This is a genomic window from Lelliottia nimipressuralis, assembly GCF_041464075.1.
In the GTDB taxonomy this organism is placed as follows: domain Bacteria; phylum Pseudomonadota; class Gammaproteobacteria; order Enterobacterales; family Enterobacteriaceae; genus Enterobacter; species Enterobacter nimipressuralis.
Genome location: NZ_CP167172.1, coordinates 3,047,702 through 3,066,161, shown reverse-complemented (window position 1 = coordinate 3,066,161; position 18,460 = coordinate 3,047,702). Strand labels below are relative to the sequence as shown.

Sequence of the window (18,460 nt, the reverse complement as noted above, 5' to 3'; positions counted from 1 at the left end):
GATATACTCTTGCCGCCCAGGCATGAGGATGATAACGAATGGACATGACTTTTTGGCGCGCTGGCATTCTGGCGAGCTTTTTCTTACTGGCGGCATGCGACTCTTCCACCCCTTCGGTGAAACCTGCTGCGCCTGCAGCCACGGTGCTGGAAGGGAAAACCATGGGAACCTTCTGGCGCGTCAGCATCATGAATGTTGATGCCAGACGCGCCGACGAACTGCGCGCTAAAATCCAATCTCAGCTCGACGCTGACGATCAGCTGCTCTCGACCTATAAAAATGACTCTGCGCTGATGCGCTTCAATCTGTCCAACAGCACCTCCCTGTGGCCGGTAAGCGAGGCGATGGCCGACATCGTCACCGAGGCGCTGCATATTGGCTATAAAACCAACGGGGCGATGGATATTACCGTCGGGCCGCTGGTGAATTTATGGGGCTTTGGCCCAACCAAACAGCCGGAGAAAATCCCCGATCAGGCGCAAATCGACGATGCCCGCGCCCGCACCGGCTTGCAACATCTGACGGTGATCAACCAATACGGGCAGCAGTATCTGCAAAAAGACATTCCCGATCTGTTTGTGGATCTTTCAACGGTCGGGGAGGGCTACGCGGCGGATCATCTGGCCGCGCTGATGACCCAGGAAGGGATCTCACGCTATCTGGTCTCCGTCGGTGGCGCGCTGGTCAGCCGTGGCCTGAATGCCAGCGATCAGCCCTGGCGCGTGGCGATCCAAAAACCGACCGACACCCAGAACGCAGTCCAGGCGGTGGTGGATATTAACGGCCACGGCATCAGTACCTCCGGAAGCTATCGGAATTATTACGAGCTGGACGGGAAACGCCTCTCTCACGTCATCGATCCGCAGACCGGTCGCCCGATCGAACATAACCTGGTCTCCGTTACCGTCATCGCTCCCACGGCCCTGGAAGCTGATACCTGGGATACGGGGCTGATGGTGTTGGGGCCAGAGAAGGCGAAAGAGGTGGTGCGCCAGGAAGGGCTGGCAGTGTATATGATCACCCGAGAGGGCGAGACGTTTAAAACCTGGATGTCGCCGCAGTTCCAGAGCTTCTTAATTAGCGAACAAAATTAAAAAGCAAGGTTGCGGGTTTTTGTTCAGTGGCACTCCGGCATTGTGTGAGTATGCTTGTAAGAGGAGCCGATGATGAAAAACCTGATCCTGAATACCGATGAGGAACGCTGGCTGGCAGTGCTGGCCCGCGATTCCAGTGCCGATAACCAGTTTGTCTTTGCCGTCCAGACAACCGGCATCTTTTGCCGCCCTTCCTGCCGGGCGCGCCACGCGCTGCGCAAGAATGTCCGTTTCTTCCCCGATGCCTGTCATGCTGAACAGGCCGGGTTTCGCCCCTGTAAACGCTGCGCGCCGGACAAAGCCGATCCTCAGGCTGCAAAAATGGCCAAAATCGAAAAAGCCTGCCGCCTGCTGGAAGAGGACTCCGCGCTGACCTTGACTGCGCTGGCAGAAGCGGTGGCGATGAGCCCGTTCCATTTTCACAGGCTGTTTAAATCCCACACCGGGATGACGCCGAAATCCTGGCAGCAGGCGGCACGCGCGCGACGTTTACGGGCCGCACTGACGCAGGGCGATACCATTACCGATTCCGTACTGGCCGCCGGTTTCCCTGACAGCAGCAGCTACTACCGAAAAGCAGACGACGTGTTAGGCATGACCGCAAAACAGTACCGCAATGGCGGGAATGACGTGACCGTGCGCTACGCCATTAGCGACTGCGAGCTGGGCCGTTGCCTGGTGGCGGAAAGTGAGCGCGGGATCTGTGCGATTTTACTCGGCGATAATGACGATGCCCTGACAGAAGAGATTCATACGCTTTTTCCTCACGCACAGCAGGAAATGCCCGAGGGGACCTTTGCGGGCAGGCTGCATCAGGTGATTACGAGTCTGGATAACAGCGGCACGGCTCTGGCGCTGCCGCTGGATATTCGCGGCACCGCCTTTCAGCAGCAGGTCTGGCAGGCACTGCGCGCGATCCCCTGCGGTGAAACCGCGAGCTATCAGCAGGTCGCGAGTGCCATCGGTAAACCCAACGCGGTGCGGGCGGTGGCAAGCGCCTGCGCGGCCAACAAGCTGGCGATCGTTATTCCTTGTCACCGCGTCGTGCGAAACGACGGCGCCTTGTCCGGCTATCGCTGGGGAACGGCGCGCAAAGCGCAGTTGCTGCAGCGTGAAGCGAAAAATCAGGAGGAGTAATGCTGGATCTGTTTGCGGATAGCGATCCCTGGCAAGAGCCGCTGGCACCCGGTGCCACCATTTTGCGCCGCTTCGCCCTAGCGCGCGGCGAAGCGCTGTTTCAGGCAATTGCTGAGGTCGCTGCGTTATCGCCGTTCCGCCATATGGTCACGCCGGGCGGATACACCATGTCCGTGGCGATGACGAACTGCGGATCGCTTGGGTGGACGACAAACGATCGCGGTTATCTCTATTCACCCATCGATCCTGTGACGGGCCAGCCCTGGCCGTTAATCCCCGCAGCGTTCAGCACGCTCTGTCATGACGCGGCAGTCGCGGCGGGATATCCGCACTTTCAGCCCGACGCCTGCCTGGTCAACCGCTACGCGCCGGGATCAAAGCTGTCGCTACATCAGGACAAAGACGAGCCGGATCTGCGTGCGCCGATTGTGTCTGTTTCGCTGGGCCTGCCTGCAGTCTTCCAGTTTGGCGGCCTGAAGCGCAGCGATCCGCTTAAGCGGCTGATGCTTGAGCACGGTGACGTTGTGGTGTGGGGTGGGGAATCTCGGCTTTTTTATCACGGGATTCAACCCCTTAAACCTGGCATTCATCCGCTGGCAGGGGAGTACCGCTACAATCTGACCTTCCGCCAGGCATCGGATAGCGAATAAAAATAAGAATTATTCTTGATGTAACCGTCGGGCAGTTTACACTGCTGGCTGTTTTTCTTGTCCGGATTGCTTTGCATGCAACTACTTCTCCTTGTCTGGCGTCAGTACCGCTGGCCGTTTGTCGCGGTTATGGCGCTCAGCCTTGCCAGCGCCGCGCTGGGCATTGGGCTTATCGCCTTTATTAACGTCCGTCTGATTGAAATGGTCGATACGAAACTGTCGGTATTGCCAGAGTTTCTCGGCCTGCTGCTGCTGCTGATGGCGGTCACGCTGGCCTCGCAGCTGGCGCTGACGGCCCTGGGGCACCATTTCGTCTATCGCCTGCGCGGCGAATTTATCAAACGTATTCTCGATACGCAGGTTGAACGCATCGAGCAACTGGGCAGTGCGTCACTGCTGGCGGGGCTGACCAGCGATGTGCGGGCGATTACGATTGCCTTTGTGCGTTTGCCGGAGCTGGTGCAGGGTATCATTCTGACCTTTGGCTCAGCCGCCTATCTGGCATGGCTGTCGACCAAAATGCTGGCGGTGACCGCGATTTGGATTGTGGTCACCATCTGGGGCGGTTATCTGCTGGTGGCACGCGTGTATAAGCACATGGCGGTGCTGCGTGAAACAGAAGATAAGCTCTATAACGACTACCAGACAGTGCTGGAAGGGCGCAAAGAGCTGACCCTCAACCGCGAGCGCGCCGAGCACATCTTTAACAACCTCTATATTCCCGATGCGCGCGAATATCGCCATCACATCATTCGCGCCGATACCTTCCACCTGAGCGCCGTGAACTGGTCGAATATCATGATGCTGGGCGCAATCGGTCTGGTGTTCTGGATGGCAAACAGCCTCGGCTGGGCCGACACTAACGTGGCGGCGACCTATTCCCTGACGCTGCTGTTCCTGCGTACGCCGCTGCTCTCCGCCGTGGGTGCGCTGCCGACGCTACTCAGTGCTCAGGTGGCCTTCAGAAAACTGAATCAGTTTGCGCTGGCGCCGTTCCGCCCTGAGTTCCCGCGCCCGGATGCCTTCCCGGACTGGAAAACGCTGGAGCTGCGCAACGTCACTTTCCATTATCAGGATAACAACTTCGCCGTTGGCCCGGTCAATCTGACAATTCATCGCGGCGAGCTGCTGTTCCTGATTGGCGGCAACGGGAGCGGAAAATCCACGCTGGCGATGCTGCTGACGGGGCTGTATCAGCCGCAGTCCGGTGAGATCTTGCTGGACGGAAAAGCGCTGTCCGTTGAGAAACCAGAAGATTATCGCAAGCTCTTCTCCGCAGTCTTTACGGATGTCTGGCTGTTCGATCAGCTGTTAGGGCCGGAAGGCAAACAGGCAAATCCTGAGCTGGTCGCTAAGTGGCTGGAACAGCTGAAAATGTCGCACAAGCTGGAGCTTCAGGACGGCAAAATCCTCAATCTCAAACTGTCGAAAGGGCAGAAAAAACGCGTGGCGCTGCTGCTGGCATTAGCGGAAGAGCGCGACATCATTCTGCTGGATGAGTGGGCGGCCGACCAGGACCCTCACTTCCGCCGCGAGTTTTATCAGGTGCTGCTGCCGCTGATGCAGGCGATGGGCAAAACGATTTTCGCCATCAGTCACGACGATCACTACTTCATTCACGCCGACCGATTGCTGGAGATGCGTGACGGACAGCTCAGCGAGCTGACCGGCGAGGAGCGCGATGCCGCCTCGCGAGATGCCGTGGCGCGTACCGCGTAAAGGTAAACATGCCGGGTGGCGGCCACGCCTTACCCGGCATGTTTTACGACAAAACCTGCTATCCGCTCCTTTTTTATCCATTCCGCCCATTTGTTTATTATCATTTACATTCCCCCACGCTATGCTTGATATCACCTTATTTCATGGATTTATGATTGATGTCGTTGATAAACAAAAACAGCGCAAGGCTGCGCGATCAGGAGCGTGCCCGACTTATCTGGCTTCTGACCACTGATAAAGCGGTCACGTCGGCGTTACTCGGAAAATTGACCCTGGCTGAGCAATATGACGTCGGTACCTTGTCCGACGATATTGCTGAGGTAGGGGCGCTGGTTGCCCATCTGCCACCGCCGGACCTGGCGGATACCCTCGAGTCTCTCCCTTCGGAAGAGCGTCACGCCCTGTGGCGACTGGTGCAGGATCATGAGCGTGGTCAGGTACTCCTGGAGGCCTCGGAGAACGTCTGGGACGATCTCATCGATGATATGAGCGACCGCGAACTGCTTGATGCCGTGCAGACGCTGGATATTGACGAGCAGATCTACCTGGTTCAACACCTGCCGCGTAACCTGACGGGCCGCCTGCTGGCGTCGCTGCCAGCGGAAGAGCGTGCTCGCGTACGCCAGGTGATGGATTTCGCTCAGGACAGCGTCGGCGCGATCATGGAGTTCGAAGTGATCATGGTGCGCCCGGACGTCACGCTGGCCACCGTGCAGCGCTATCTGCGCCGCAAAGGGAAAATGCCGGAAAACACCGATAAGCTGTTTGTCACGGCGCGCGACAAAACCCTGCTTGGCGAGCTGTCGCTGCAATCCATCCTGCTCAACGATGCACAGCGTCGGGTGAGTGAGGTGATGAATAACGAGCCAATGGTCTTCTCCCCGGAAGATGACGCTGAAAAGGCAGCACGTACCTTCGAACGTGACAATCTGATCAGCGCCGCAGTTGTGGATTCCGTTGGCAAACTGATGGGCCGCGTGACGATCGATGAAATCGTTGACGTGGTCTACGAAGAGACCGACAACGATCTTCGCGCGTTAGGCGGTTTGAGCGCCGAAGATGACGTCCATGCCTCCGTCGGTAAAGCGGTCAAAACGCGCTGGGCGTGGCTGGCGATTAACCTCTGCACCGCTTTTATTGCCTCCCGGGTGATCGACGGCTTTGAACACACGATTTCACAGCTGGTGGCGCTGGCCTCTCTGATGCCAATCGTGGCAGGGATTGGCGGTAACACCGGGAATCAAACCATCACCATGATCGTACGCGCCCTGGCGCTGGAGAAAATCCAGCCTGGGAACTTTACGTTCCTGATCTTCAGGGAGATGGGCGTGGCGCTGATTAACGGCCTGGTGTGGGGCGGGATTATGGGCGGCATCACCTGGTGGCTGTACGACGATATGGCGCTGGGTGGCGTGATGATGCTGGCGATGGTGCTCAACCTGCTGGTGGCGTCGATGATGGGGGTGATCATTCCGCTGACGATGACCCGCTTCGGGCGCGACCCCGCGGTGGGGTCGAGCGTGATGATCACCGCCATTACCGATACCGGCGGCTTCTTTATTTTCCTTGGTCTGGCGACGATTTTCCTGCTGTAGCCGCGTGCTTGCGCTTCAGTCGGGCCGGGATTATCACCATCACGATGATCCCGCCCAGTACGCCTATCGCCAGATTGCCGGTTGAGACGGTGGCCGCAACGGTCACCACCATGACCAGGGTTTCAGCAATCGGTGCGTCTTTCACGGTTCCCGGCTGAATGCTGTGCCAGTTGAAGGTCTTGAACGCCACAATCGCCATAATCCCGGCCAGTACCGCCATTGGAATGTGCGCCATGACTTCGCTCAAGCCGGTGACCAGAATCAGAAGAACCACACCCGCCGCCAGCGTAGATATGCGGCTGCGTCCTTTCCCCATCTCCACGTTTACGATGGTTTGCCCAATCATTGCGCAACCGGCGATACCGCCGTAAAAGCCGGACATCATATTCGCAACCCCCAGCCCGATGCTCTCCCGGCGTTTACTCGACGGCGTCAGGGTGAGTTCATCCACCAGTTTTGCCGTCAGCAACGATTCCATCAGACCGACAAAGGCGATGCTGAGCGCGCAGGGCCAGATAATGCTCAGGGTGTGCAGGTTCAGCGGCACCAGCAGCTGCGTCAGACCCGGCAGCCCGCCGCTCATGGAGCCTTCGTCGCCGACGGTCGGCAGAATCTGCCCACTGGTCACGGTAAAGAGGGTTAAAACGACAATGGCGATAAGCGGGGAGGGAACGCTTTTGATAACCCGAGGCGCCCACAGGACTATCAGCAGCGTCAGCACAAACAGGCCGACGATCAGCGGGCTTTTGGTCCAGAAATGGGGCACCTGGGCAAAGAAAATCAAAATGCCGAGGGCATTCACAAACCCGGTCATCACCGACTGGGGAATAAAGCGCATCAGACGCGCCATGCCGAGCACGCCAAACAGGATCTGAATGAGACCGGCGAGGATCACGGCGGGCAAAATGTACTGAACCCCGTGCAGATGCACCATTGGGCCGATCACCAGGGCGACGGAACCGGCAGCAGCGGTAACCATCGCCGGACGGCCGCCTAAAAAGGACATCGCCAGACAGAGCACCACCGAGGCGATGAGACTCACCTTCGGGTCCACTCCGGCGACCACGGAGAACGAGATCACTTCGGGGATAAGTGCCAGGGCGGTAATCACGCCGGCTAAGGTTTCGCGCATCAACATTTTAGGTGAGCGCAGTACGCTCGAGACGCGACCATCGTCAGGCGTCAGGGCAGAAGTGTGTGGTAATGACATAGCTATTCGCAGGTTAGGGCAGGCTTCCGTGCGCGCGATCACAAAGTGCAGCATAGTAGCCAGAAAAACCGCGCGGTGCCAGCCAGCAATCCTGATACCCACACAATTATTCAAACATTTAATTTCACAATTACAATAATTTCTTAACCTTTAAACAATGTTTAAAAATTGTTAACGTTCCCCCGCAGCTTATTTCACCTGCAATTTCCACGTAAAAAGCACGACTACAAGTAAGGCATAAATGATGAAAAAAATGACTGCCATGCTCTTTTCTATGGCCGTAGGGCTGAGCGCCATCTCAATGGCGGCGAAAGCGGATACGCCTAAAGAGCAGGAAACGGACGTCCTTTTAATTGGCGGCGGCATTATGAGCGCCACGCTGGGCACCTATTTACAGGAATTACAGCCAGACTGGTCGATGACCATGGTTGAACGCCTCGACGGCGTGGCGCAGGAGAGTTCGAACGGCTGGAACAACGCCGGTACGGGCCACTCGGCACTCATGGAACTGAACTATACGCCGCAGAAAAAGGACGGTTCCATTAGTATCGAGAAGGCGGTAGAGATCAACGAAGCCTTCCAGATCTCCCGCCAGTTCTGGTCACATCAGGTGAACAGCGGCGTGATGCACGACCCGCACTCCTTTATCAATACCGTTCCGCACATGAGCTTTGTGTGGGGCGACGACAACGTCAACTTCCTGCGCGCGCGCTACGCCGCGTTGCAGCAGAGCAGCCTGTTCCGTGGCATGAAATATTCCGAAGATCATGCGCAGATTAAAGAGTGGGCGCCGCTGGTGATGGAAGGGCGTGACCCGAACCAGAAAGTGGCCGCGACCCGTACTGAAATCGGGACCGACGTAAACTACGGTGAAATCACCCGTCAGCTGGTGGGCGCATTGCAGAAGAAAGACAACTTCAAACTGCAGGTCAGCACCGAAGTGCGCGGCTTTAAGCGTAACGCGGATAACAGCTGGAGCGTGACCGTTGCCGATCTGAAAAACAATGAAGCCGAGCACGTGATCAAGGCGAAGTTCGTCTTTATCGGGGCCGGTGGTGCTGCGCTGAAACTGTTGCAGGAGTCCGGTATTCCGGAAGCCGACGACTACGCGGGCTTCCCGGTTGGCGGCCAGTTCCTGGTCTCTGATAACCCGGAAGTGGTGAACCGTCATCTGGCGAAAGTGTATGGTCAGGCTTCAGTTGGTGCTCCGCCGATGTCTGTTCCGCATATCGATACCCGTATTCTGGACGGCAAACGCGTGGTGCTGTTTGGGCCGTTTGCGACCTTCTCCACGAAATTCCTGAAAAACGGCTCCCTGTGGGATCTGCTGAGTTCCACCACCACCTCGAACTTTATGCCGATGGTGGATGTGGGCCTGGATAACTTCGATCTGGTGAAATACCTGATTAGCCAGGTGATGCTCTCCGATGATGACCGTTTTGCTGCCCTGCAAGAGTACTACCCGCAGGCGAAAAAAGCCGACTGGCGTTTATGGCAGGCGGGTCAGCGCGTGCAGATCATCAAGCGCGATCCGAAAGAGGGCGGCGTTCTGCGTCTGGGTACGGAAGTGGTGAGCGACAAAGACGGGACCATTGCCGCGCTGCTGGGCGCATCGCCTGGAGCATCCACTGCGGCACCGATCATGCTGCATCTGATGGAAAAAGTGTTTAAGGATAAAGTTGCCAGCCCGGAATGGCAGGCGAAGCTGAAAAACATTATTCCGTCTTATGGCACCAAACTGAACGGTAACGTGGCAGCGACGGAACAAGAGCTGGAATACACCAGCGGTGTTCTGCAGCTCAAATACGAAAAACCGCAGGCAGCAGATGTGGCACCGCAGGCGCAACCGCAGGCAAAACCACAGCCGGAATCTAAACCGGTCGCGGATATCGCGCTGTAAATACTATGAAGGACAAAAAAGCCGGGTATCACTACCCGGCTTTTTTTTAACGCACGACTGCGTTTTCGACTTTCTCGTCGGCTTTCCAGACGCGGTATTTCACGTCGATATTCTCGGGCGTGTAAACCACAATCGGTAATTTGCTGTTGTAGCGCAACAGGCTGTTATCGCCGAGATACGCTGTCACGAACTGCTGCGTTTTTTTCCCGTCCGGGCAGGCCATCATCGTGGAAACCGGCGACGTCACGTTATCGAAGACGTAATAGTCGTAGCCCCAGCCTTCCAGGGTTTTGCTTTCCAGTTTGCCGCCAAGGCGATGACGATTGCAGTCCACTTCCAGGTTCTGTCCAATCAGCAGCTCTACTTTAAACGCGGACTCATCTTCCTGAGCCGGGAGCTGGATAACCTGACGCTTCATGCCTTTTTCCGCCTGCGGGTACGGCGCAATCTTTTCCAGAGGCTGCGCTTTCGGCGTTTCGCTTGCGAAGGCGCTGGTGCTCATGCAGGCAGCAGCCAGAAGGGCGATGGCAAATTTAGGTGTGTTTTTCACAGTCATTCCTTTTATGTCAAACAATCGATGCAAGATTAGCATAGTGCAGACGGCTGCCTGGTGGGATTTACCTATATTTTGATTTCACTCGGTTGATCACACTGCTTTTGTGGTTGTATGGCAGAGATAAATGCTGATATGGAATGAAAGGAGAGATCGTGTTAGGGTTAGCGCTAAATAATGTTATTCATCTGTAAAGGAAAGAGAGACATGGTCCGCGCAAAGCTTAAAACCCCCGAAGGCAGGAAGTTTTTACTGGCGCTGTTTGTGGTGTTTCTGATTGCCGCCGCAGGCGTCGGACGGGCAACAATCGTCGGTGTGATTGAGCAGTACAATATTCCGCTCTCACAGTGGACGACCAGCATGTACGTTCTGCAGTCGGCGATGATTTTTGTTTACAGCATGGTCTTCACTATTTTACTGGCGATTCCGCTGGGGATCTTTTTCCTCGGTGGCCCTGATAAGCATTGAATAATCGCCCATGATAAATAAGCCAACCTTCGGGTTGGTTTTTTTATGCCTGAATCGTTCTGAAAATGTTAAAACGTTACGTTTGCGTTAATCTCATGCATGTCAAAATATCATTAATTAACATGTATTATGTATACATTAAATAAAGTCAATCCTATAAAAAACTTTCATTGATTGTATTAGGGTACGTAATTGCTTTCTGTTATTAATATCTATAGCCTCTGTCACACAAATTTAATTCTGTTTCGTAAAAGATTAAATGTAAACATTTCTGGCTTCGTAAATAATCATAAACCTGTAACGCTAATTAAAGGCGGGGTTTACTGTTGAATAAATTTAGTGAGTGATGTGATGAAAAAAACAATTATTTCTCTGGTGGTCCTGTATTCTTTTTCTGTTTCAGCTCATGCGATGACAGTTGATGAGGCGAAGGCTGAAGTCGCTCAAGCTGAGCATGCCGTGGAGTCAGCCCACGATCAGGTTATTCACAATAACCACAGTGTGACTCACACTACAATGCAAGACGATCGTGATCTGATGAATGTTGCGGGCCAAATGCGCGCGGAGGCTTATGCCGATCAGCGCGCAGCAGAGCAAGAAGCGCAGAACCAAAAAGATGCTGCGGAGAAAGCGCAGGCCGCTGCGGAGAAAGCACAGGCCAATGCTGAACGTGATGCGAAAATCGCTGAAGCGCGTTTAAATTCTCCGTCTGCCACTGCCAGCCACAGCAAGGGCTGGGTAATGGCACCAGGCATCATCAAAGAGTCTAATCCTGCGGGTTATCCAACGCATCAGATTGGGCCTGCGACGCATCTGGACAGCAGTGTCGCGGATCAGCAGGCGGCAGCGGTGGCGAAAGCGGAGATGGCACAGCACGAAGCGGAGCTGTCGAATTACGGTGTAAAACGCTCCGGAACGGCCACCTATTCGGAACCAGCGCGTGTAATCAGCTATTCTGGTCCGTCGACGCGCCCAAACACTGGCGCAACCATTACTGGCGCAACCATTAACGTCGCGGCAAATACCCTGAAACCAGATACTCAGGTCCAGATTACGGATACGGCAGGCCATAAAAGTGTGGTTAAGGCTTCGACGCTGACCCCATCCACTCAGGTAAGTATCCCGTTCCACAGTGCTTTCCAGCATGCGAAGAAAGGCGGCAATAACCGTAATACCGCTTCTTCCCAATCCGAACATGGAACCGGAACCGGTGCGGACAATGCGCATGACCATGCCTTTGGCGGGCATGTGGGTGCGGGCGGTGGATTCCATATGTAACGGGAATCAATGTAAATTAAAAAGGCCATCGATTGATGGCCTTTTTAATGACAGAAAAAATAAATAAGGGCTAACGCGTGGTGTCGTTAATAAAGGTCAATACACCTCGCTGAATACCAATGATATTTTCACTTTTCATTTCAGCCAGAATACTCATTACGCCACTGCGGGATAGCCCTGTCTTTTCCATAATATATTTGCACGAGTTTGTTTTCAGCCGGTATTGCTCACTTTCGTTCATTAAGTCAACCAGACAGTCACGGATAATCTCCCGCGAGCGTAGCCCTATACTGTAATGACTCAAGGCAGAGTGCAGGCCCATAATGTAGAGAAGATAGTTACTGTAATCTTCCCACATTTTCTGCTCTTTAATGATCGTCATGGCGGTTTTATAAGGCAGAATCGCGACATTCACCGCGGTGACGCTCATCAATCGGAACGCATTCCCCATATATTCTGGATGTGATATTCCGGCGACAAAGGGCGCTTTCAGCGTTCCTTTTAGCGTTCCGTTATCAATACGAGAAATATCCACCAGCCCTTCGAGGAGAATTAAGCACAGACGCTCACCCTGGCTATCGAGATGCAGGATACGGTGTGCGGAAAATTGTTTAAGCTGTGCGTGGGGAAGAAAGCGATGGATCAATCGGTCAATCTGCGCGTGCGGTTTAAAACGCGTCAGTGTGTGGATTGGCATGGCAGCTTTGGGATTCATGATGGTGCCCGGCGTTTTTAAGTAATTATCGCAGAAGCTGTGAAACGCGCAATCACATGCTCACACTGCGACATAAAACAACTATACGAATGGTGAGCATTGTTTAATGAACCCTGGAATGAATCGCCAGGGGTCATAGTCGTAAGAAAGAAGTGCAGGGGGTTACTCAGAAACCATCCACATATCCGCTTCTTCAAACATCTCTTCCAGCATACGGTTGAGTTTCTCGCGATCGCTTTTGCTGGCATCGCTGTTCAAACCGTTCGCCTGCATAGGTTTCACTTTCACCACTGCCTCCGGGAAGATCCGGTGCACGCGTTTTGTTAATTCATTCAGGATGATGTCACTGGCGCCCGGTAAACCTGCAACGTTGCGCTTGTCATAAACGAGTTCAACAAACATAACTGCCTCATGATAACTGTTTTTATATACAGCATCTTCGCGGTTACGCCCTTAAGAGTCAAGCAGTCCGGATGTTCAGGCATAAAAAAACCAACCGTAAAAGGTTGGTTTTTTTTACTATTTTGGTCGGCACGGAGAGATTTGAACTCTCGACCCTCGCCACCCCATGACGATGCGCTACCAGGCTGCGCTACGTGCCGACGTATGAAAAAGATACTACCTGTTTGCATTCTGAATGCAAGAGTGTACCACGCTAACTGATTTAAAATTAATCAGTTAGCGATAAACCGTTTCTCGTCAGTGAGCACCTGTAGCAACAGGCTCAGCTGCGGTTTTTGGTCGTGAATCTTCTCACCCTGCAGGTTATACGTCTGGTAATTGCCGTTGCTGTTGAGCACCAGCGTCAGTGCTGGCGTAGTCACTGCCAGGGTGTTGTTGCTGGCTGCCGTCACCCAGTTATGGCGACGCGTGGCGCTGAACAGATCCTGACCCTGAGAATACTCATTCGCCGGTGTGCTGACGTGCAGCAGACGTTGCATCAGCGTGGTCATCACATCTTTGTGATCTGTCAGCATATTGATGCGCTGCGCCGGTGTGCCCGGCCAGTGTACGACCAGCGGAACGTGCAGGTTAGGGCGCGACCAGTTCATGTCCGTCGCTTCATCGCCCAGCGGCACGCCGTGGCCCGCAGTGATAATCACCACGGTATTATCCAGCTTGCCGGATTCGCGCAGGGCGTTAATCACGCGCGCAATCTGATCATCGACATTGCCGGCCGCGCGGCTGTAGCGGCGGACAAAGCCTTTTTGATTGCTGTCATCAAGGTTAGTGCCGTTGAAGGCCACCCATGAGAACCAGCGATTATCTTCTTGCGCGTAACGATTGAGCCAGTTTACCCACTGACCGGCAGTCTGTTCGTCAGTCTGATTTTGCGCAGGCGGCAGTGAGAAATCAGACAGCAGTGCCTGGCGATAGAGCGGGCTGCTGAAACCGTCAGAGGAGAACAGTCCCAGCTGGTAACCCTGTTGGTTCAGGGAGGTAATCAGCGCCGCAGGCGTTCGGGCGGAAAGCACGCCGTCCATATAGCCGGCGGAGATGCCGTAGAACAGACCAAAAATACCGGCGTCGGTGCTATTTCCCGAGCTCATATGCTGGGTGAAGTTGATGTTCTGCTCGGCAAACTGTGCAAGCGCAGGCATCTGCTTCTCGTAACGGGAGTAGTTCAGACCGTCGACGGTAATAAGCAGAACGTTCTGGCCCTGACCCATATCGCGATAACGCAACTCGCTCAGCGGATACTGGACCGACACGGCTTCCGGATTACCTTGTTCCACCAGACGGCGCTGATATTCCTGCGCATCCAGCAGGCCGTGTTTCTCCAGGAAGCGGCGTGCCGTCATCGGATAAGAGAGCGGCAGGTTGGCGCGCTGCATAGTAATCGGGCGATAGAAGTTCGCATCCGCCCAGATGTACATAATATGGGAGCTGATAAACGCGACGAAAAACAGCGCCGCAACGGGCTGGGCATAGTGGCGACGGCGGGTGAGGCTTCGCAGTTTTTGCCAGCTCCAGGTGGCAAACAGCATCTCAATCAGCAGGATAATCGGCACGCTGATAAACATCAGCTGCCAGTCACGCGCGGTTTCGTTCTGGTCGGGATTGATCACCAGTTCCCAGACGATGGGATTGAGATGGAGGTGAAAACGGGTGAAAACTTCGCTGTCGATCAGCAGCAGGGTCATGCCGACAGTGGCGAGAATTGCGGATAAAAACCGCATCAGCCTCTGCGACATCACGATAAACGTCAGAGGGAACAGAATCAGCAGATAAGTGGCGAAGACCAAAAAGCTAAAGTGCCCGACAACGCTTATCCAGGAGTAAATGCGCCCGGTTAAGGTCGTCGGCCAGTCGGCCACTAACAGATAACGGCTGCCGAGTACCATGGCCAACAGAATGTTGAACAAGGCAAACCAGTGCCCCCAGCTAACCATCTGGGAGACTTTTTCACGGTAGCGCTGACGATTCGTCACCATAGACTGTCGTTCGTTTCCCTTAATGCGCCTGGTCGTCGCTGACGGAGGACTGCAACGCGTGGGCGAATGATTTTGCGATCGCCTGACGTTGGGCCGGAGCAACGCTGGTATTGATAAGGTTGGTGACCATATTTCCCAGAACCATCAGGGAGAGATCGGTCGGCGTTTTATGTTTTTCAAGTACGTTGACCAGCTCACTGAGCAGTTGTTCAACGTGTTCATCACTATAGCGGGAATGTTGTGGCATAAATCGAAATCAGTTTGTTGATGAGAGGGCAACATATTACCGTAGCAACAGCTTTTTTTCCCCTTTTTTATCTTCTATTGCACACATGCGTGGGTGGTGGTTGAATACCGCCCGGTCTTAAAGGAGAGTTTATCATGAGTCTGGATATCAACCAGATTGCCTTGCACCAGCTTATCAAGCGTGATGAGCAAACCCTGGAGCTGGTGCTTCGCGATTCGTTACTGGAACCATCGCCTACCGTTACGGAAATGATGGCGGAGCTACACCGCGTCTACAGCGCTAAAAATAAAGCCTATGGCATGTTCAACGACGAGAGTGAGCTGGCCGAAAGCCTGCGTCTGCAACGCCAGGGCGAAGAGGATTTTCTGGCGTTTAGCCGCGCGGCAACCGGGCGTCTGCGTGACGAGCTGGCAAAATATCCGTTTGCTGACGGCGGTATCGTACTGTTTTGTCAGTACCGCTATCTCGCCGTGGAGTACCTGCTGGTCACGGTGCTCAGCAATCTGAGCAGCATGCGCGTTAACGAGCAGATGGATATCAGCTCCACACATTATCTGGATATCAACCACGCCGATATCGTGGCGCGAATCGATCTGACCGAATGGGAAACCAACCCGGAATCGACGCGATATCTGACGTTCCTGAAAGGGCGCGTGGGCCGTAAAGTCGCCGATTTCTTCATGGACTTCCTCGGCGCCAGCGAAGGTCTGAACGCGAAAGCGCAGAACAAAGGGCTGCTGCAGGCCGTAGATGATTTCACCGCAGAAGCGCAGCTCGATAAATCCGAGCGTCAGAACGTGCGTCAGCAGGTTTACAGCTACTGCAACGAACAGCTGCAGGCGGGCGAAGAGATTGAGCTGGAGTCGCTGTCGAAAGAGCTTTCTGGCGTTAGCGAGGTCAGCTTCCACGAGTTTACGGCGGATAAAGGCTACGAGCTGGAAGAGAGCTTCCCGGCGGATCGCAGCACCCTGCGTCAGCTCACCAAATTTGCCGGTAGCGGCGGCGGGTTAACGGTGAACTTCGATGCCATGCTGCTGGGCGAGCGCATTTTCTGGGACCCGGCGACGGACACCTTAACCATCAAAGGTACACCGCCGAACCTGCGCGATCAGCTGCAACGCCGTACGTCTGGCGGTAAATAACAGCCATAAAAAAACCCCGCAATGCGGGGTTTTTCTCAACTTGTTGGCGATTAAGCGCGAACGAAGTCGACGTGAGACAGTTTTGGCTTGAACGGGTGACGCTGAACAGCCTGAACTTTCACTTTTTCTTCTTTGCCATCGATAACGATAGTCAGAACTTCGGTGTAGAAACCTTCTTTAGTCTGCTGGTTCCAGACTTTGTCCTGGTCCATCTCGATTGCTACTGGAGCAGCATCGCCACCATAGATGATAGCCGGGAATTTGTTAGCTGCGCGCAGGCGGCGGCTCGCACCCTTACCCTGCACAGAACGTACTTCTGCATTGATAGTAAACATTGATTTCTCTCTGTAAATAAGTCCTGCTACAGGCGACCCAGCAGCAGGTGAGTGTTCTGCCTCACGGATGTGAAGCGGGCGGCATTTTATACTCAAACGCCCGTCACATCAATCAAAAGTGCCCTTAACCGCGCAATTCATTGGCCCGACGGAAACGCCCTTCGTAATCGAAGACCTTCTCGCGCACCTGCCAGAACTGGCCTTTTTTGCGCGCGACGACAAAATCCGGATGGCGCAACAATACCTGCTGATGGACGATGTCGGCGACCGTTATCCAGCGCAATGGCACACCTGGCGTGCGGGTATGCGGGCGAATAAACAGCTGTTCAAAAGCCGTGCGCTGGGCGGGCGTATGCAGACGAAAACGCTCGCTGACGTCCGCCCCGTCCTCATCGTAATAGGTGATTTTCAGCCATTCGCCTTTCTCGTCGGCGCCGGGTTGCAGCGCCATGCCCGAGCAGCGTAGCACCAACGCGTCTTTCAGCTTCAGCGCGGCTTTCAGCATGTCATCGGGATCGACCAGCACCGTGTCACAGTCGCGACAGCGCCGCGCGGCAATATCATTTTCGGCGTTACACTGCGGGCAGTTTTTAAAGCGAAAACGGTAATCGCACTGCTCGCGATGACCGTCATCATCCTCAAACCAGCCCTGGCAGCGGCGGCCAAAATGCTCGATCAAGGTTCCATCGGCAGTGGTTTTTCCCCAGAAGGTATTGGCGAAACCGCAGCCCGGACAGAAAACCTGCACCGGGACGTTCCCGCTTTTGCCCTTTGGCGTACCCACTTCCGGTGAATAGAGATCGTGCGGGTTCCCGGCGTAATCGAGAATCAGACAGTCGGTCTTGCCGGGAGACAGCCGCAGCCCACGGCCGACAATCTGCTGATAGAGGCTGACGGATTCGGTCGGGCGCAAAATGGCAATCAGATCCACGTGCGGGGCGTCAAACCCGGTGGTCAGCACCGAGACATTCACCAGATAGCGGAACTGCTGTGCTTTAAAGGCGTCAATCAGCGTGTCGCGCTCGGGCCCTGGCGTTTCCCCGGTGATCAGCGCCGCGTCGTCGGCCGGAAGCAGGCCGGTTATCTCTCTGGCGTGCTCGACGGTGGCCGCGAAAATCATCACCCCTTTGCGCGTCTGGGCGAACTCTTCGATCTGGCTGATAATATGCGGGGTGATGCGCTGCTGTTTTTTCAGCTCCTGGTTCATATCTGCTTCGCTAAACAGCCCGTTACTCTGGGCCTGCAAACGGCTGAAATCATACTGCACGACCGGCATGTCCAGCCGCTCGGGTGGTGTCAGATAACGGTGCTTAATCATGTAGCGCAGGGGCAGCTCATAGATGCAATCGCGAAACAGGGCTTTTTCGTCGCCACGCACCATGCCGTGATAATGGAACTGATAGATCCAGCCTTTGCCGAGGCGGAAGGGCGTAGCGGTCAGCCCCAGCAGGCGAACCTGCGGGTTTACTGTTTTCAGATGATTAAGGATTTGCTGATACTGGCTCTCATCGTCATCGCTGATCCGATGACACTCGTCGACAATCAATAGTGAGAATTCACTGCGAAAATGCGCCAGGTTTCGTGCGACCGACTGCACGCTGCCAAACACCACTTTGCCGTGGCTCTCTTTGCGTTTCAGCCCGGCGGCGAAGATATCTGCCTCAAGACCCAGAGCACAGTATTTGGCATGGTTTTGCGCTACCAGCTCTTTGACGTGGGCCAGCACCAGCACCCGGCCACGCGCCAGCCGTGCCAGTTCGGCAATTACCAGGCTTTTGCCCGCTCCGGTGGGCAGGACGATGGCGGCAGGTTCAGTGTGCTTGCGAAACCAGGCGAGGGTGGCGTCAACGGCTTCTTGCTGATAGGGGCGAAGTGTAAAAGTCATGAGCTCTCGATTTTGTTATCACGCACATAGTATGCCACGAAACTTTTTCCCTTGAGTGGCGCAACCAGACCGCTATACTGGACCGTTCTTGACTGCT

17 protein-coding genes and 1 tRNA gene are annotated in these 18,460 nt (G+C 54.7%); 9 read left to right on the top strand and 9 right to left on the bottom strand.

Going from position 1 to position 18,460, the window contains the following annotated elements; genetic code table 11:
• Positions 1–38 precede the first annotated feature (38 nt).
• The 5 genes from apbE (at position 39) to mgtE (ending at position 6,195) form a co-directional block, all read left to right on the top strand.
• Positions 39–1,094 carry an FAD:protein FMN transferase ApbE gene (gene apbE, locus ACB496_RS14675; RefSeq protein ID WP_371972930.1) on the top strand — a complete coding sequence of 352 codons (1,056 nt, stop codon included), beginning with the start codon at positions 39–41 and terminating at the stop codon, positions 1,092–1,094.
• A gap of 72 nt (positions 1,095–1,166) precedes the next feature.
• Positions 1,167–2,231, top strand: coding sequence for a bifunctional DNA-binding transcriptional regulator/O6-methylguanine-DNA methyltransferase Ada (ada, locus tag ACB496_RS14670; protein WP_371975240.1), 1,065 nt, complete (start codon positions 1,167–1,169; stop codon positions 2,229–2,231).
• Positions 2,231–2,881 carry a DNA oxidative demethylase AlkB gene (gene alkB, locus ACB496_RS14665; RefSeq protein ID WP_371972929.1) on the top strand — a complete coding sequence of 217 codons (651 nt, stop codon included), beginning with the start codon at positions 2,231–2,233 and terminating at the stop codon, positions 2,879–2,881. The genes ada and alkB overlap by 1 nt, the downstream gene beginning before the upstream one ends.
• Before the next feature lie 75 nt (positions 2,882–2,956).
• Positions 2,957–4,600, top strand: a complete 1,644-nt coding sequence (locus ACB496_RS14660; protein ID WP_100779484.1) for a multidrug ABC transporter permease/ATP-binding protein — start codon at positions 2,957–2,959, stop codon at positions 4,598–4,600.
• Positions 4,601–4,758: 158 nt separating this feature from the next.
• Positions 4,759–6,195: a magnesium transporter gene (mgtE, locus tag ACB496_RS14655; protein ID WP_102104884.1), complete on the top strand. Its 1,437-nt coding sequence runs from the start codon at positions 4,759–4,761 to the stop codon at positions 6,193–6,195.
• On the opposite strand, the gene ACB496_RS14650 is transcribed toward mgtE, so the two are convergent.
• Positions 6,158–7,459 carry a SulP family inorganic anion transporter gene (locus ACB496_RS14650; RefSeq protein WP_371975239.1) on the bottom strand — a complete coding sequence of 434 codons (1,302 nt, stop codon included), beginning with the start codon at positions 7,457–7,459 and terminating at the stop codon, positions 6,158–6,160. The two genes, mgtE and ACB496_RS14650, sit on opposite strands and share 38 nt — an antisense overlap.
• A gap of 190 nt (positions 7,460–7,649) precedes the next feature.
• Between ACB496_RS14650 and mqo the strand changes: the two genes are divergently transcribed.
• Entirely contained in the window at positions 7,650–9,305 is a 1,656-nt protein-coding gene (gene mqo / locus ACB496_RS14645; RefSeq protein WP_102104882.1) for a malate dehydrogenase (quinone), read from the top strand.
• 46 nt (positions 9,306–9,351) lie between these two features.
• Here mqo and eco read toward each other — a convergent pair whose 3' ends face one another.
• On the bottom strand, positions 9,352–9,861 hold the full coding sequence (eco, locus tag ACB496_RS14640) for a serine protease inhibitor ecotin (RefSeq protein WP_100779488.1): 510 nt from the start codon (positions 9,859–9,861) through the stop codon (positions 9,352–9,354).
• Positions 9,862–10,065: 204 nt separating this feature from the next.
• Between eco and ACB496_RS14635 the strand changes: the two genes are divergently transcribed.
• Entirely contained in the window at positions 10,066–10,326 is a 261-nt protein-coding gene (locus ACB496_RS14635) for a DUF2534 family protein (RefSeq protein WP_100779489.1), read from the top strand.
• Positions 10,327–10,677: 351 nt separating this feature from the next.
• On the top strand, positions 10,678–11,604 hold the full coding sequence (locus tag ACB496_RS14630) for a hypothetical protein (RefSeq protein ID WP_371972928.1): 927 nt from the start codon (positions 10,678–10,680) through the stop codon (positions 11,602–11,604).
• Positions 11,605–11,674: 70 nt separating this feature from the next.
• Here the strand turns inward: ACB496_RS14630 and ACB496_RS14625 are convergent, their stop codons facing one another.
• From ACB496_RS14625 to ACB496_RS14605, 5 genes are all read right to left on the bottom strand, one after another.
• Positions 11,675–12,319 carry a helix-turn-helix domain-containing protein gene (locus ACB496_RS14625; RefSeq protein ID WP_129036033.1) on the bottom strand — a complete coding sequence of 215 codons (645 nt, stop codon included), beginning with the start codon at positions 12,317–12,319 and terminating at the stop codon, positions 11,675–11,677.
• A 162-nt stretch (positions 12,320–12,481) separates the two neighbouring features.
• Positions 12,482–12,721, bottom strand: coding sequence for a DinI family protein (locus tag ACB496_RS14620; protein WP_100779492.1), 240 nt, complete (start codon positions 12,719–12,721; stop codon positions 12,482–12,484).
• Between the two features lie 123 nt (positions 12,722–12,844).
• Positions 12,845–12,921: transfer RNA gene (locus tag ACB496_RS14615), tRNA-Pro, on the bottom strand.
• Positions 12,922–12,993: 72 nt separating this feature from the next.
• The gene (gene yejM / locus ACB496_RS14610; protein ID WP_371972927.1) at positions 12,994–14,754 is read right to left on the bottom strand and encodes an LPS biosynthesis-modulating metalloenzyme YejM; all 1,761 of its coding nucleotides are present in this window, start codon (positions 14,752–14,754) and stop codon (positions 12,994–12,996) included.
• A 19-nt stretch (positions 14,755–14,773) separates the two neighbouring features.
• Positions 14,774–15,001 carry a YejL family protein gene (locus ACB496_RS14605; protein WP_100779494.1) on the bottom strand — a complete coding sequence of 76 codons (228 nt, stop codon included), beginning with the start codon at positions 14,999–15,001 and terminating at the stop codon, positions 14,774–14,776.
• Between the two features lie 134 nt (positions 15,002–15,135).
• Here ACB496_RS14605 and yejK point away from each other — a divergent pair, with 134 nt between their 5' ends.
• Entirely contained in the window at positions 15,136–16,143 is a 1,008-nt protein-coding gene (gene yejK, locus ACB496_RS14600) for a nucleoid-associated protein YejK (RefSeq protein WP_231276643.1), read from the top strand.
• Between the two features lie 50 nt (positions 16,144–16,193).
• Here yejK and rplY read toward each other — a convergent pair whose 3' ends face one another.
• On the bottom strand, positions 16,194–16,478 hold the full coding sequence (rplY, locus tag ACB496_RS14595; protein ID WP_100779496.1) for a 50S ribosomal protein L25: 285 nt from the start codon (positions 16,476–16,478) through the stop codon (positions 16,194–16,196).
• A 124-nt stretch (positions 16,479–16,602) separates the two neighbouring features.
• Positions 16,603–18,363, bottom strand: coding sequence for a DEAD/DEAH box helicase (locus ACB496_RS14590; protein WP_371972926.1), 1,761 nt, complete (start codon positions 18,361–18,363; stop codon positions 16,603–16,605).
• Positions 18,364–18,460 lie beyond the last annotated feature (97 nt).